The organism is Novosphingobium sp. 9U, assembly GCF_902506425.1.
Taxonomy (GTDB): Bacteria; Pseudomonadota; Alphaproteobacteria; order Sphingomonadales; family Sphingomonadaceae; genus Novosphingobium.
This window is the reverse complement of sequence record NZ_LR732469.1, coordinates 1,500,964-1,515,093: the sequence shown is the minus strand read 5'-3', so window position 1 is coordinate 1,515,093 and position 14,130 is coordinate 1,500,964. Positions and strand designations below refer to the sequence as shown.

Sequence of the window (14,130 nt, the reverse complement as noted above, 5' to 3'; positions counted from 1 at the left end):
GCACCACTCAGTTGTAGCGGCGCAGCAGCCCGGCGAGCTTGCCCTGAACCTCGACGTCACCGGTGCGGTAGATCTGCGGCTCATACGCGGCGTTCGCGGGATCGAGGCACACCATCCCGTTCTCGCGCCGCAAGTACTTGAGCGTCGCTTCCTCGCCATGCACGAGCGCGACCACGATCTCGCCATCGCGTGCAGTGCTGGTGCGCTTCACCAAAGCAAAGTCACCGTCCAGGATGCCCGCTTCGATCATAGAATCGCCCGAAACCTCCAGTGCGTAGTGCTCACCGGCACCCAGCAAGGCGGCAGGAACGGGTAGGGTGGTCTGCCCCTCAAGCGCTTCGATCGGAACACCGGCAGCGATGCGGCCGTGGAGTGGAATCTCTATCACATCGTTCGCAGGCTGCGGAGCCGCCGCACGCGGCCGCGCCGCATCGTTGCTGTTCGCGGCGGTGGTATTCGCAGCAGCACGTGGCGCCGGCGGGCGAGCACCCAAATTTTCTGGCTGCTTGAGCACTTCGAGCGCCCGCGCCCGGTTGGGCAGGCGCCGGATGAAGCCGCGTTCCTCCAGTGCGGAGATCAGGCGGTGTACGCCCGACTTGGACTTGAGATCCAGCGCCTCCTTCATCTCCTCGAAGCTGGGAGAGATGCCCGTCTCCTCAAGGCGGACCTGGATGAACCGGAGCAATTCGTGCTGCTTACGTGTCAACATGTCCGCCGCCTCCTCAGGCGTTCTTCTCGTGAACAATTGGCGAACAATTAAGCAACAAAAATGGTGTCGTCAAGCCGTCCCGCCATTTTCGAGCCAGTACGCCCGGACGGCGTCCCCAGCCGCCGCCGGCTCGGCATTTGCGGGTCGATCGATAAGGACATTGCTGGCCGCGAGCGACGCCAGCGCGCTGCTGTCCTGCAGTTGCTGCGGGGTAACGAGATCGTCGGCCCAGACCGCGCGCAGGAACGCCCGGCGTCCGCCGTTGGCGGGCAGCGGTGCGGCCAGGCGCATCGTCACGGACCGGGGCAGGGGCGCTGCCGCCCCGAACAGAGCGCGCAGCAGCGGAAGCATGAACAAGTACGCAGTGACGTGGCTGGAGACCGGATTGCCGGGCAACCCCAGGATGATCTGGCGCCGGCCGCCGGCCTCCCGGGTCGCCACGAGGATCGGTTTGCCGGGCTTGATCGCGACGCGCCAGAAGCCGATCTGCGCGCCCCACGCTTCCAACGCAGGGCGCACGAGGTCATGGTCGCCGACCGATGCGCCGCCGCTGGTGACGATCACGTCGGCATCGTCGCCTTGCGCAAAGGCGGCGGCGAGCGCGTCCATGGTATCGCGTACCGGGCCGATACGGCGCACGTCGCAGGCGACCGAGCGCGCCATCGAAGCAAGCATCGCGCCATTGCTGGCCGGGATTTGGTGCGCGCCGCAATCTTCGGGATCGGCCGCCAGCTCGTCACCGCTGTCCATAACCAGGACGCGGGGACGCCGCCGGACGGGGACATAGGCGTGGCCCGCGCTGATCGCCAGGGCGAGCTGCGCCGGGCCGATGCGGGTGCCGACCGGCAGAACCTCGGCGCCGGCCGAGAAGTCCATCCCGCACGGCCGGATGTGCTTGTGTGCAGGCCTGGGCGGCTCGCCGGTAAGCGTCAGGCGATCGCCTTCGCGTGCGAGATCCTCCTGCAGGATGACGGCACCTGCGCCGGTCGGCAGCACCGCTCCGGTAGAGATGCGGATCGCCTCGCCCGGCTCAAAAGTGCCGGAAAAGGGATGTCCCGCAGCACTCTCGCCGATCACCTGCCACGGGCCGGCCAGATCGCCCTCGGTCACGGCATAGCCATCCATCGCGGACAGTGCGACCGGCGGCTGCGTTCGGCGGGCATGGAGCGGTTCGGCGAGATAGCGGCCGAGCGCGCTGTCGGCATCGACACGCTCGATCGGCATAGGTCTCGCCAGCGCGAGAAGTTGGGCCTGCGCCTCCTCCAGCGGGATCGGTGGATCGCGAGTCATGCTGACGGTGCGCGCCAGTGGCCCGACTTGCCGCCGCGCTTCTCGATCAGGCGCACGCCTTCGATTACCATCGCTTTGTCGAGCGCCTTCGCCATGTCGTAGACGGTGACGAGCGCGATGGTGACGGCGGTGATCGCCTCCATCTCGACGCCCGTCCTACCCGTCAGCGAAACGGTGGCGGTCGCGCGCACGGCGTCATCCTCGAAGGCGAAGTCGAGATTGACCGCGTCGATCGCCAGAGGGTGACACATGGGAATGAGATCCCCGGTGCGCTTGGCGGCCATGATTCCGGCGATCCGGGCAGTGCCCAGCACATCGCCCTTGGGCGCGTCGCCAGCGCGGATGGCGGCAAGCGCCTCGGCGCTCATGCGGATGCGCCCCGAAGCGACTGCGAGGCGCTGCGTTTCAGCCTTGGCGCCGACGTCGACCATGCGCGCAGTGCCTTCGGCGTCGATGTGGGTCAGCGACTTGCTCATGCGCCAGTTGCCGCAATTGCCGGTGTCCAGAAGCAAAGTATTTCCGCCGATTCCAGGTCTTCGGCAGGGCAGGCGATGGCGTCGAGGCGAGTCATGCCGGTCTCATGCCAGAGCGTGTCGCTGTAGGACAGGGCGTTCGCAGCTCAGCCGAACAGCAGGGTGCGGGTGGCAGCCTCGATATCGGGCTGGCGCATGAGGCTCTCGCCCACGAGGAAGGTGCGGGCGCCGCAGGTGGCCAGGCGCTGGAGATCGGCGTGGCTGTTGATCCCGCTTTCGCTCACCAGCAGCGTGCCTTGGGGCGCGAGTGGGGCGAGGCGCTCGGTGGTGGCGACATCGGTGGCGAAGCGCTTGAGATCGCGATTGTTGACGCCGATGAGGCGCGATTTCAAACCGTTAGCACGGTCCATCTCATTCTCATTGTGAACTTCGACGAGGACGTCCATGCCACGCTCGATCGCTGCCGCTTCGATCTCCACCATTTGCGTGTCGTCGAGCGCCGCGACGATGATCAGGATCGCGTCGGCCCCGATGGATCGAGCCTCGGCGACCTGCCAGGGATCGATCATGAAGTCCTTGCGCAAGACCGGCAGATCGCAGGCTGCGCGCGCGTCCATCAGGTAGTCTTCATGGCCCTGGAAGTACGGAGCGTCGGTCAGGACCGAAAGGCAGGCTGCACCGCCGTGCTGGTAGGCGAGCGCGTGCTCTGCAGGACGAAAATCGTCGCGGATCAAGCCTTTGGACGGCGAAGCTTTCTTGATCTCTGCAATCAGAGCGAAGCCTGAACCGGCCTTGGCCTCAAGTGCCCGGCGAAAGCCGCGCGGTGCGGTCTGCTCGGTCGCGCGCGCGTCGAGGTCGGCGATCGTCGCATAACCTTGCCGCTGCGTGACTTCCTCGCGCTTGGTGGCGCAGATTTCGGAAAGCTTGTCGGACATCGATATTTCCGCTGAGATGCTGGGGTTAGCTGGAGGTGGTCTGGATCCAGCAGTCGAGCAGCGACTTGGCGAGCCCTTTGTCGATGATCTCGGCGGCCTCCTCGACACCATCGCGCCAGTCGCTTGCCTCGCCCGCCAGGATCAGCGCGGCGGCGGCGTTGAACAGCACCGCGTCGCGATAGGCGCCGGGCTCGCCATCGAGCAATCGGCGCAGGGCGGCTGCGTTGTAGGCAGCGTCGCCGCCGCGCAGTTCCTCCAGCGGGTGGCTGGCGAGACCGGCGTCAGCCGGGGTGATGCGGGTTGCGACGTCGGCACAATTGAGAGCGGCGACGACGCTGGCGCCATCGATCGAGAGCTCATCCAGGCCCTCTTCGCCGCCGACGACGAGGGCGGCGCCAGTGCCGACCATCGCCATCGCATCGCGATAGATCGGGACGTAGACGGGGTTGGCGACGCCGACGAGTTGGCGGGTTACGCCGGCCGGGTTGGCGAGCGGACCGGTCAGGTTGAAGATGGTGCGCTTGCCAATGGCCTTGCGGATCGGAGCGATACGGGCGAGCGCGGGATGGTGCTTTTGCGCGAACAGGAACGCCAGGCCCATGTCTGCCAGCGTCTCCTCCGCTCGCTCGCTGGCGCGGTCGAGGTCGAGGCCGAGTGCTTCCAGCGTGTCGGCGCCGCCAGCCTTGGACGAGGCCGCGCGGTTGCCGTGCTTCGCAACCGGCACGCCGCACGCCGCCACGACGATCGCGACGGCCGTTGATACGTTGAGGCTGTGCTGGCCATCGCCGCCGGTGCCGCAGACGTCGATCGCGTTGGCGGGCGCCGCCACCGGGATCATCCGCGCACGCATGGCGAGCACGGCACCCGCGATGTCCTCGGCAGTTTCCTTGCGGTCCGACATGCCGAGCAGCACTTCGGTGATCTCGGCATCGTGCATGTCGCCGTCGAGCATGCGCCCGAACAGCTCTTCGGTTTCGGCGACGGTGGGCGTGGTCAGGACGCTCATGCGTCGAGGCGTTCGGGCAGCTTGGCGTCGATGCCGCAGAGCTTCAGGAAGTTTGCGAGCATGGCGTGGCCGTGCTCGGTGGCGATGCTTTCGGGATGGAACTGCACGCCGTGGATCGGCAGTTCGGCATGGCGAAAGCCCATGACATGGCCATCGTCTGAGCGGGCATTGACCTGCAGGCTTCCCGGAATGTCCTCGACGATCAGCGAGTGGTAGCGGGTGGCGGTGAATGGCGTCGGGATGCCGGCAAAGACGCCGCTGTCGTCGTGGGTGACCGGCGAGGTCTTGCCATGCATCAGCCCGCCGCGCACGACGCTGCCGCCGAAGTGCTGGCCGATCGCTTGGTGGCCCAGGCACACGCCGAGGAGGGGCAGCTTAGCGTCAGCCGCAGCGCCGACGAGGTCGAGGCTGATACCTGCCTCGTTGGGCGTGCAGGGCCCGGGCGAGATGAGGAACCCCTGTGCGCCGCTGGTGATCGCCTGGCCGGCGGACAGGGCATCGTTGCGCACGACCTCCACTTCCGCACCCAGTTCCATGATGTAGTGGACCAGGTTCCAGGTGAAGCTGTCGTAGTTGTCGATGACCAGGATCATGGGTGTGCCTTCGCCCTTTTCTCGCCGACGATCAACTTTTTCTCCACGACGATCAGGGGGCCTAGCGGCGGGCCGCCGTCGACGCGGCCCATGCGCGGATCCCAGAGCGAGGAGACGCTACCGTCGAGGAAGAGGGCGTTGGGTGTGTGCAGCTCGTCGCGGAAGTAGCGGGCGAGCTTGCCGAAGGAGATCGGCGCCTCGCTGATGACGAAGTGCGCGCGGCCCTGCTTGTCGACGCCGACAGCGTTGCGCAGCTTCTGCGAGGGGCCATCGTTGTCGATGCGCGGGTGCAGCTTGCCGGCGATCACCAGCATCGGGCCGGATTGGGTGCCGAACTGGGGACGATGCCCGACGTGGCTCTCGAAGTCGGCCGCGGTGCGGACTTCCCAGCGGGTGCCGGTGCCGAAGAACACGCCATTGGGCTGGAGGTGGAAGTTGCCCCAGCCCTCGTTGCGATTGAGCGCGTGGGTGCGTGTCCCGTTCTCGACGTAGTAGCCGATCGGCAGGCCCGCTTCGTCGAACATGCCGCCGTTCATGGCGAAGGCCACCTGGCTCGACTTGGGCCCAAGCGCGACGGCGAGTTCGGACAGGCTGCGGTATGGCTTGCCCTTGGGCCCGAGCACGATGCGAATGGTGTGCAGCGCCGGGTCTGCGATGCAGTGCGTGAGCGGAGTGCCCTCGAACGTCGCGCTGGAGCAGGGTGGCGGCGGCGGGGCCTTGGCAGCGGCTTTGGGCTGCGGGTCGCTGCAGGCGGCAAGCGCGAGAGCGAGCATCAGCATCGTCCCGGGTCGAGCTCGGGACGACGATGACCTGATCCGTTGCAGCACCCTACTGCCCGAACGCGGGTTCCCCCGCGACGCGGATGGCTTCGCGGGCGGCGGCGAAGAGCGCGCCAGACTTCGCTTCGCACTCGCGCTGCTCGGAGGCCGGATCGCTGTCGGCGACGATGCCCGCGCCGGCCTGGACGTGGAGCACGCCGTCCTTGAGCACGCCGGTGCGCAGGACGATGCACGAATCGACCGAGCCGTCGGGCGCGAAGTAGCCGACGCCGCCGGCATACGCCCCGCGCGTCTCGGGCTCGAGTTCGGCGATGACTTCGCAGGCGCGCACTTTAGGCGCGCCCGAGACGGTGCCGGCGGGGAAGCCAGCGAATACCGCATCGATCGCATCGTGTTTCGCAGTGTCGAGGCGCCCGGTCACGTTCGAGACGATGTGCATGACGTGGCTGTAGTGCTCGACCATGTAGCTGTCGGTCACTTCCACCGTGCCTGCCGCGGCCACACGGCCGACGTCGTTGCGGCCCAGGTCGAGAAGCATCAGGTGCTCGGCGCGCTCCTTGGGATCGGCGAGCAGGCTGGCTTCGTTGGCGCGGTCCTCGGCCGGCGTCGCGCCACGCGGGCGGGTGCCGGCGATCGGGCGGATGGTGACCTCGCCATCGCGCACGCGCACCAGGATCTCGGGACTGGAGCCGATCAGCGCGAAGCCGGGCAAGTCGAGGAAGTAGAGGAAGGGCGAGGGGTTCACCCGGCGCAGCGCGCGATAGAGCGCAATCGGCGGCAGCGGGAACGGGCAAGTGAAACGCTGAGCGAGCACGACCTGGAAGATATCCCCCGCAGAGATGTACTCCTTGGCGCGCAGGACCATGGCCTTGTAGTCCTCGGGCGCCATCACCGGGGTACGTTCGGGCTCGACCTCGTTCGCCAGCGGCGCGGTGGCGGGCACCGGCCGCGCAAGGCGACGCAGGGCTTCGTCGATGCGCTCCTCCGCCGCGGTGATCGCCGTCTCCGGACTAGCTCCAACGCGCTCGGGCCAGATCGGGGCGACGCAGAACAGCTCGTCGCTCAGGCGGTCGAATACCAGGATAAGCGACGGGCGCACGAACAGCATGTCGGGCAGCTCGAGCGCGCTCTGCGCGGCGCGGGGCAGCGTTTCGACAAGGCCGATCGTCTCGTAGCCGAAGTAGCCGACGAGACACGCCAGCGCCTTGGGCAGCTCGGCCGGCACATCGATGCGACAGGCTTCCACCAATGCGCGCAGTTCCACTAGGCTGCCGCCGGACAAGGGCGAGAAAGCCCCGCGATCGGCCTGCCACGCGCGGTTCACCGAACAGCCGTCGCGGTCGGCGCGGAACACCAGATCGGGATCGAGCCCTAGCAAGCTGTAGCGCCCGCGCGTCTCGCCGCCTTCGACCGATTCCAGCAGGAAGTCGCCGCGCTCGGGTTCGAACAGCTTGAGGGCGGCGCCCACAGGTGTCTCGGTGTCGGCAACCAGGCGCTTCCACACCAGCGAGGGCTTGCCCGCGCTTAGCGCTGCAGCGGCCGAACCGCGCTGAAGCGTCTCGCCGCCGGAGGTCGCGGCCGTGTGGCCGGCGCTCACTCGGCGCTCTTGCCGGAGAGCTCGTCGCGCAGGGCTGCCAAAGCCGCCTCGTTGCGCTTGACGCCGACGCTCTTGGTGATCGCCTTGCGCAGCGTCTCGGCATATTCCCCGCCCGCCACCTTGCCGAGCTCACGCTGGGCATTGGCGATCGAGGGATCGTTGCGATCGATCTTGCCGGGCTCGATGCTGTCGAGCACGACCACGAACCAGCCACGCTTCTGCGGCGCTTCCTGCACCTTCACGGTACCGCGGGCCATGGCGAATAGCAGGCGCACCGGCGGCGGCACCTGGCGGCCCGAGCGCTGGATCTGCGCGAGCTCGGGCCGGGTCATGCCGACACGTTCGATCGGCGGAAGCTTCTTGCCGATCTTGGCGATCGCGGCGTCGAGCTTCTCACCCTTACGCACGGCAGCCTGGATCGCCAGCGCCTGTGCCTTGGCCGTCGCCGCACCGATATCGAGCGCATAGGCGACCTTCACGTCCTGCACGATCTCGTTGAACGGCGCCGGCGCGGAAGGCGCAACCGCGGTCACGTCATAGAGCACGAACGTCTTGCCCGGCTCCGCCTCGGCCACCTGCGGTTCGTTCTCCGCCATGGTGAAAGCGGTCTTGAGTACGGGCTTGAGCGCTGGCGAGATTGCGGCCCCGGGCTGGTTGTAGACCGCGCCATCGGCCGTCAGCGGAGGTGTGGTCTGCACTTGCAGGCCGAGGTTCTTGGCGACCTCGGGCAAGTTGGCGCCACCTTCGAACTGTTCTTCGACCTTGGCGACGAAATCGCTGATCACGCTGCGGCGCTTGTCGGCGGCGAGCGCAGTCGCGATCTCGCCCTTGACCTCTTCGAGGGAGCGGCCGGCGCGCTGGTCGATCGCTTCGACCCGCACGACGTACCAGCCCAGCGGGCTGCGCGCCGTAACGAGCTGGCCCTTGGGAGCGGCAAACACCGCATCGGCCACCGCTGCGGAGGACTGGGCGGTGAAGTCCTGCTTGCTCAACGGACCGACCTTGGCGGCGGCGAGTCCCTTCTGCGCAGCGGAGGCCTCCAGCGTCTTGCCACCGGTGACCTCGGCGACGATCGCCTTGGCTGCGGCCTCTGTCGGAACGACGAGCTGGGTGACGGCGCGGCGCTCCAGCGCGGCATAGAGCGCCTTGTTGGCCTCGTACCTCTTGGCGATTTCCGCATCGGTCGGCGCCGGCACGTTCTTCACCACGTCGGGGCCGAACGTCGTGAAGCGGATCACGCGGCGCTCGGGGCGGATGAAGGTGCTGGTGTGCGCCTTGTAGTAATTCGACAGCTGTGCCGTGCTTGGTGCCTTTTCCGGCGCGAAGCTGAGGGCGGGCAGCACGGCGACGGAGCCGATGCGCCGCTCGCCCAGCAGCTGGCCATAGCGCCAGGCCAGTTCGCGAGGCATGACGGCGCCGTATTCGGCCGGCGAGAGCAGCTGGCGTGCAACCAGGCGCGTCGCCACCGACTGGCGCGGGATGGCGTTGGGCTGCAAGGCGCCTGCACGCTGCAACTCGCTGTCGATCAGCCGGTCGCCGGCGATGACGCCATGGTCCTTGCCGAACGCGTAGAGCGCATTGAGGTCGACGAGGTCGTTCAGCAGGATCTGGAGGCCACCGCGGGCAACCAGGCCGGCCATCGACAGGTTGGCGTCCTGCTGGCGCACCCGCTGCAAGGCGTCGTTCGCCTCGCGATTGAGGTCGGCCGAGGTGATGTCCTCCCCGCCCACTTCTGCGATGACGCCGCTGCCTGCACCGCCCAGGCTACGATTGCCGCCGATGTCGCCGGCGACGAACGACAGCGCGATCACGCCGAGCACGACGATCGCCACGATGGCGCCGATCTTCGACTTGATGAGGGTGCGGAAGAAATGGAGCATGCGCGAGAGAGCCGTTCAGCAAGTGAGACGTGTCGGGTAGGCGCGAAACAGTACGCTCGCGCCCGGGCGGCGACGCTTTAAGTGCCAACGCGGCTTCCTGCAATGGCGCGCGGCAAACTTGTGCGCGGCCGGCTTGCAAGGAGAGGGGCGAACGATCCCATCGCTGGACGACGTGTCGTCGCAAAGCGGGCGCGCTCGCTTTGACAAGCCGGGCGGCCCTGTCCTAGCTGCCGGGTAACAGGGGGAGCCGCTTTCAACGAGTCGGCTCGTAGACAAGGGTTCATGATGGCAAGTCTGCCTTACATCGTCGGCAATTGGAAAATGAACGGCACGCGCGCGATCCTCAGCGAGGCGCGGGCAATCGATCGGGGCGCGGCGCGCCTGCCCAAGGTGCAGGTCGCAGTGGCGCCGCCGGCCACGCTGATCCACCGCACGCGCGAGGCGGTGGAGCTGATCGGCGTTGGCGGGCAGGACTGCCACGTCAAGGATAGCGGCGCCTTCACCGGCGATATCTCCGCCGCCATGCTGAAGGATGCGGGCGCGGACTTCACGATCGTCGGGCACTCCGAACGGCGCACGCTGCATGGGGAAGACGATGCGACCGTGCGTGCCAAGGGCGAGGCAGCGCTTGCGGCCGGGCTGGCAGTAATCCTGTGCGTTGGCGAGATCGAGGCAGAGCGCGACGCCGGCAATGCCGAGAGCGTGGTCGGCGCGCAGCTGGACGGATCGTGCCCGCAGGTCGACGGCGCGGTGGATAAGCTGACGGTCGCTTATGAACCTGTCTGGGCCATCGGCACCGGCCGGGTTCCGTCAGTCGAAGACGTCGCTGCCATGCACAAGGCCATCCGCGGCAAGCTGGTCGCGATCTACGGCGAGGCCGGCGCGGCCGTGCGCATCCTCTACGGGGGCTCGGTCAAGGCGGACAACGCGGGCGAACTGCTGTCGATCCCCGACGTCGGCGGCGCCTTGGTTGGCGGCGCGAGCCTGACCGCCGAAAGCTTCCTGGCGATCGTCGGCGCAGCTGCTGCGCTGGAAGAGTCCTGACGTGCTCCCTCTCTCCGGACGGGGAGAGGATACACAGGCTTGGCTGCTTGCAGCCTAGCCGAAGGTGGAGAGCGGCTTGTGCGCTCTCGCTGGCAGCACACCCGCTTGCACCATCGCGGCCAAAAGCCTATCTGCGCGGGCGTAATGGCGAGCGGCCCTGATCGTTCGCGACTTATCTGGAAGATTGCATGTTTACGTTCCTGACCGTTGTCCAGGCGCTGATCGCCGCCGCCTTGGTGGGCGTGATCCTCATGCAGCAGTCGGAAGGCGGTGGCCTCGGCACTGGCGGCGGCAACCCTTCGGGGCTGATGTCGGCACGCGGCGCGGCCAATTTCCTGACGCGCGCCACGGCCGTGCTGGCGACGCTGTTTGTCGTGCTCAGCATCATCCTGGCCGCGCTGGCGGTGGACGTGACGACCGGGCGCCAGCTCGATACCTCCTTGCAGCGCAATGCGCCCGTGCATGCGCCGGCCGATCCGCTCGCCGGCACTACCAACCCGGGCGCGGCGCCCGCGCCGGTCGAGCGGGCGCCGGCCAGCCCGGTCCCGGCTAACGACCCGCTGGCAGGTTCGGCCGCGAAGTAAGCCGGCCTGATCGATCGCGGGGCTCGGCGCGCCGAGCCCTCGCTTGAGCTTCATTTGTTGTGGACTGAGGTTCCGGGCGCTTGCCCAGGTGCCTCCTTGCGTTTTAAGGCCCATCTCCCATGGCGCGGCATATTTTCATCACCGGCGGCGTGGTCTCCTCGCTGGGCAAGGGCCTCATGGCGGCGAGCCTGGCGGCGCTGCTGCAAGCGCGCGGATTCAAGGTCCGCATTCGCAAGTTCGATCCCTATCTGAACGTCGATCCTGGCACGATGAGCCCGTACCAGCACGGCGAAGTCTACGTCACCGATGATGGTGCCGAAACCGATCTCGACCTTGGCCACTATGAGCGCTTCACCGGCGTGTCGGCGCACCAGGGCGACAACATCACCTCGGGCCGCATCTACCGCGACATCATCGCCAAGGAGCGCCGCGGCGATTACCTCGGCGCGACCGTCCAGGTGATCCCGCACGTCACCGACGCCATCAAGCAGTTCGCGCAGGCCGACACCGATGACCTCGACTTCGTTCTGTGCGAGATCGGCGGCACCGTAGGCGACATCGAGAGCCTGCCGTTCATCGAGGCGCTCCGCCAGCTGCGAAACGAACTAGGGCGCGAGCAGACTTGCTTCGTGCACGTGACGCTGGTGCCTTACATCGCCGCTGCGGGCGAGCTGAAGACCAAGCCGACGCAGCACTCGGTGCGCGAGCTGACCGGCTTGGGCATCCAGCCCGACATCCTGCTGTGTCGCTGCGAGCGTCCGCTGCCCGAGAACGAGCGCGCAAAGATCGCGCTGTTCTGCAACGTGCGGCGCGAGGCGGTGATCCCCGCGCTCGACGCGCCCAACATCTACTCGGTGCCGCTCCAGTACCATGCCGAGGGGCTGGATGCGGAGGTGCTGCACCACTTCGGGATGACGGCGCCCGCCCCGCCGCTCGCGCGCTGGACCGAGATCGTCGATCGCTACCAGAACCCCGAGGGCGAGGTGACGATCGGCGTCGTCGGCAAGTACGTCGGCCTGCCCGATGCCTACAAGTCGCTGAACGAGGCGCTGCTCCACGGCGGGATCGCCAACAAGGTGAAGGTCCATATCAACTGGATCGACGCCGAGATCTTCGAGCGTGAGGACAAATCCGAGATCGCCGCGCTGCTCGAGCCAATGCACGGCATCCTCGTACCCGGCGGTTTTGGCGAGCGTGGCACCGAGGGCAAGATCGCCAGCGTCCGTTTCGCGCGCGAGCGACAGGTGCCGTTCTTCGGCATTTGCCTAGGCATGCAGATGGCCTGCATCGAAGGCGCGCGCGCGGCGGGAATCGCCGATGCCTCGTCCACCGAGTTCGGGGAGACCAACGAGCCGGTGGTCGGCATCATCACCGAGTGGATGAGCAAGGACGGCCTGCAGCAGCGAGCCGCCGGCGGTGACCTTGGCGGCACGATGCGCGTCGGCGCCTATCCGGCCGAGCTGACCGGCAACAGCCGCGTCGCGTCGATCTATGGCGCCTCGCAGATCTCGGAGCGCCACCGCCACCGCTACGAAGTGAACGGCACCTATCGAGAGGCGCTTGAAGGCAATGGGCTGATCTTCTCGGGCATGTCACCCGATGGCCTGCTGCCCGAGATCGTCGAGCGGCCGGACCATCCCTGGTTCATCGGCGTGCAGTTCCATCCGGAACTGAAGAGCAAGCCCTTCGAGCCGCATCCGCTGTTCGCCGGGTTCATCGAAGCAGCCGTACAGCAGGCGCGTCTGGTCTGATCTGGGCGGGCGCGCATACGGCGGTCACAGCCTTAAAGCCTGAGTCGATGCAGGCTCCGTCGGTATCGCTCTCTTCCTCAGGTCTCTCATCCTCGTCGTTCCCGGGTAGGTAGGATGCCCGCCTGGTCTTTTATTAGGCGAGGTGAGAGGATCGATCGTTCGGCCCGGCGATGAAGAGAGAAGGGCTGTTGAAAGTCAGCTACACAGACTGCGGTATCGCACTTGTGGCGATGCGGCGGCGTCGCGCGAGGTATAGCCGCACCGGCTTGTCGAAGAAGTGCTCCAATCCGGTCGCCAGCACGATGATCAGCAGCAGGTACGCGATAATGCTGGACGCTGCGGTGTGATCGTCACCCGGTCTCCACAGCAGCCATGCGTTCACGACCGCCATGTGCACGGCATACAGTGCATAGGAGATGTCGCCCAGGTACCGGAAGACCGGCAGCAGGCTCGCCGGCGGGTCGATCCGAACCCCCACGATGACGAGCAGTGGCGAAACGATCAGCACGAGGAGCAGATCGCGCCCGGCCTGGCAGGATGTGGGAACCGATAACATGAGCACTGCGACGGTGAGCAGCAACAGCACGACGGCAAGCCAACTCCCGGTGCGAACGCGGCCTTGCTGCCAGCGATAGACCAGAATGCCCGCTGAGAAGGAGAAGCATACCCGCGCTGTCGCGCCGATGATCTGTTCCGGCAGGATCCTGAAACCCACATTGAGGTTGTAATGCCCTGGCGCGATCGGGACCATGACAATGGCTGCGGCCAGCATGATTAGGGTAAGCGTCCAACTCCTGGCCTTGAACATCCACAGCGCGAAGGCAAGATTGATCACGAGCTCGAAGAAGAGCGACCAACTCGCGGGATTAAATGGATATAGGTAGCCGCCGTGCAGAAGCGGCGCGGGCAGCATGAGCGAATTCGCAGCAAGGCTGGCGAGGGTTTGCTTGAGCGGCAGCAGGCCTAACAGGGTCGTCACCACCAGCCCTAGAACAAGTCCGACGGCGTAGAGGGGATAGAGCCGAAGCAGCCTCATGCGCAGGAAGTCAGGCGCACCGAGGCCGCGCTCAAGACGAACGGTATAGGCTTGCGCGATCACATAGCCGCTCATTATGAAGAACAAGTCGACGGCGATGTAGCCCGCAGGCGCTAGCGGGTGCGAGAAGTGGTACAAGGCCACCAGGCATGCGGCGACGCCGCGCAGACCATCGAGGGTGTGTACCCGCTCGTCCAACCGCTTCGCAGTCCCGCTTACACTCACACCCGTTCCCCACCTCGGCTCTGCGTGATGTACTGGAAAGAGGCGGGCCCGTGTGGGCGATCGCCTCGGTTCCTGCCGTAACGTGTTGGGACGGAAGATCCCGCCGTTTAGCCACAGGGGAACGCGACACCCCCAAACTCTTGGTGGAAGCGCCTGGGTGCTGCCCTTGAGATCGCGACCTTGGCCGATCAACGGATGTGCAAACGCCCTTGGACCTTCCACCAAAAT

At 66.8% G+C, this 14,130-nt stretch carries 13 protein-coding genes; 3 read left to right on the top strand and 10 right to left on the bottom strand.

Annotated elements, in window-relative coordinates:
• Positions 1-7 precede the first annotated feature (7 nt).
• The 9 genes from lexA to GV044_RS06950 form a co-directional block, all read right to left on the bottom strand.
• Positions 8-709 carry a transcriptional repressor LexA gene (lexA, locus tag GV044_RS06990; protein WP_159867294.1) on the bottom strand — a complete coding sequence of 234 codons (702 nt, stop codon included), beginning with the start codon at positions 707-709 and terminating at the stop codon, positions 8-10.
• Positions 710-778: 69 nt separating this feature from the next.
• Positions 779-1,999: a gephyrin-like molybdotransferase Glp gene (gene glp, locus GV044_RS06985; protein WP_159867291.1), complete on the bottom strand. Its 1,221-nt coding sequence runs from the start codon at positions 1,997-1,999 to the stop codon at positions 779-781.
• Positions 1,996-2,475, bottom strand: coding sequence for a cyclic pyranopterin monophosphate synthase MoaC (gene moaC / locus GV044_RS06980; RefSeq protein WP_159867288.1), 480 nt, complete (start codon positions 2,473-2,475; stop codon positions 1,996-1,998). The genes glp and moaC overlap by 4 nt, the downstream gene beginning before the upstream one ends.
• A 143-nt stretch (positions 2,476-2,618) precedes the next feature.
• Positions 2,619-3,407 (bottom strand): indole-3-glycerol phosphate synthase TrpC, encoded by a 789-nt coding sequence (trpC, locus tag GV044_RS06975; RefSeq protein WP_159867285.1) that lies wholly within the window; start codon positions 3,405-3,407, stop codon positions 2,619-2,621.
• Positions 3,408-3,432: 25 nt separating this feature from the next.
• Positions 3,433-4,413, bottom strand: a complete 981-nt coding sequence (trpD, locus tag GV044_RS06970) for an anthranilate phosphoribosyltransferase (RefSeq protein WP_159867282.1) — start codon at positions 4,411-4,413, stop codon at positions 3,433-3,435.
• Complete coding sequence (locus tag GV044_RS06965; protein ID WP_159867279.1) at positions 4,410-5,006, bottom strand: aminodeoxychorismate/anthranilate synthase component II; 597 nt, start codon at positions 5,004-5,006, stop codon at positions 4,410-4,412. Before GV044_RS06965 ends, trpD begins: the two co-directional genes overlap by 4 nt.
• Positions 5,003-5,779 carry a phosphodiester glycosidase family protein gene (locus tag GV044_RS06960; protein ID WP_236554766.1) on the bottom strand — a complete coding sequence of 259 codons (777 nt, stop codon included), beginning with the start codon at positions 5,777-5,779 and terminating at the stop codon, positions 5,003-5,005. The genes GV044_RS06965 and GV044_RS06960 overlap by 4 nt, the downstream gene beginning before the upstream one ends.
• A gap of 55 nt (positions 5,780-5,834) precedes the next feature.
• On the bottom strand, positions 5,835-7,289 hold the full coding sequence (locus GV044_RS06955) for an anthranilate synthase component I family protein (protein WP_201299078.1): 1,455 nt from the start codon (positions 7,287-7,289) through the stop codon (positions 5,835-5,837).
• A gap of 89 nt (positions 7,290-7,378) precedes the next feature.
• Complete coding sequence (locus GV044_RS06950; RefSeq protein WP_159867270.1) at positions 7,379-9,262, bottom strand: peptidylprolyl isomerase; 1,884 nt, start codon at positions 9,260-9,262, stop codon at positions 7,379-7,381.
• A 285-nt stretch (positions 9,263-9,547) separates the two neighbouring features.
• Here GV044_RS06950 and tpiA point away from each other — a divergent pair, with 285 nt between their 5' ends.
• The 3 genes from tpiA to GV044_RS06935 all read left to right on the top strand — a co-directional run bounded on the left by tpiA (position 9,548) and on the right by GV044_RS06935 (position 12,641).
• Complete coding sequence (tpiA, locus tag GV044_RS06945; protein WP_159867267.1) at positions 9,548-10,306, top strand: triose-phosphate isomerase; 759 nt, start codon at positions 9,548-9,550, stop codon at positions 10,304-10,306.
• 188 nt (positions 10,307-10,494) lie between these two features.
• Positions 10,495-10,890: a preprotein translocase subunit SecG gene (secG, locus tag GV044_RS06940; protein WP_159867264.1), complete on the top strand. Its 396-nt coding sequence runs from the start codon at positions 10,495-10,497 to the stop codon at positions 10,888-10,890.
• Between the two features lie 119 nt (positions 10,891-11,009).
• Entirely contained in the window at positions 11,010-12,641 is a 1,632-nt protein-coding gene (locus GV044_RS06935) for a CTP synthase (protein WP_159867261.1), read from the top strand.
• Positions 12,642-12,840: 199 nt separating this feature from the next.
• Here the strand turns inward: GV044_RS06935 and GV044_RS06930 are convergent, their stop codons facing one another.
• A complete protein-coding gene (locus GV044_RS06930; RefSeq protein WP_256377261.1) occupies positions 12,841-13,902 on the bottom strand; it encodes an acyltransferase in 1,062 nt (353 codons plus the stop codon).
• Between the last annotated feature and the right edge of the window lie 228 nt (positions 13,903-14,130).

Coding starts and splice junctions, on each gene's coding strand:
- lexA (WP_159867294.1), bottom strand. CDS start 709: ATGTTGACACGTAAGCAGCACGAATTGCTCCGGTTCATCCAGGTCCGC.
- glp (WP_159867291.1), bottom strand. CDS start 1,999: ATGACTCGCGATCCACCGATCCCGCTGGAGGAGGCGCAGGCCCAACTT.
- moaC (WP_159867288.1), bottom strand. CDS start 2,475: ATGAGCAAGTCGCTGACCCACATCGACGCCGAAGGCACTGCGCGCATG.
- trpC (WP_159867285.1), bottom strand. CDS start 3,407: ATGTCCGACAAGCTTTCCGAAATCTGCGCCACCAAGCGCGAGGAAGTC.
- trpD (WP_159867282.1), bottom strand. CDS start 4,413: ATGAGCGTCCTGACCACGCCCACCGTCGCCGAAACCGAAGAGCTGTTC.
- GV044_RS06965 (WP_159867279.1), bottom strand. CDS start 5,006: ATGATCCTGGTCATCGACAACTACGACAGCTTCACCTGGAACCTGGTC.
- GV044_RS06960 (WP_236554766.1), bottom strand. CDS start 5,779: ATGCTCGCTCTCGCGCTTGCCGCCTGCAGCGACCCGCAGCCCAAAGCC.
- GV044_RS06950 (WP_159867270.1), bottom strand. CDS start 9,262: ATGCTCCATTTCTTCCGCACCCTCATCAAGTCGAAGATCGGCGCCATC.
- tpiA (WP_159867267.1), top strand. CDS start 9,548: ATGGCAAGTCTGCCTTACATCGTCGGCAATTGGAAAATGAACGGCACG.
- secG (WP_159867264.1), top strand. CDS start 10,495: ATGTTTACGTTCCTGACCGTTGTCCAGGCGCTGATCGCCGCCGCCTTG.
- GV044_RS06935 (WP_159867261.1), top strand. CDS start 11,010: ATGGCGCGGCATATTTTCATCACCGGCGGCGTGGTCTCCTCGCTGGGC.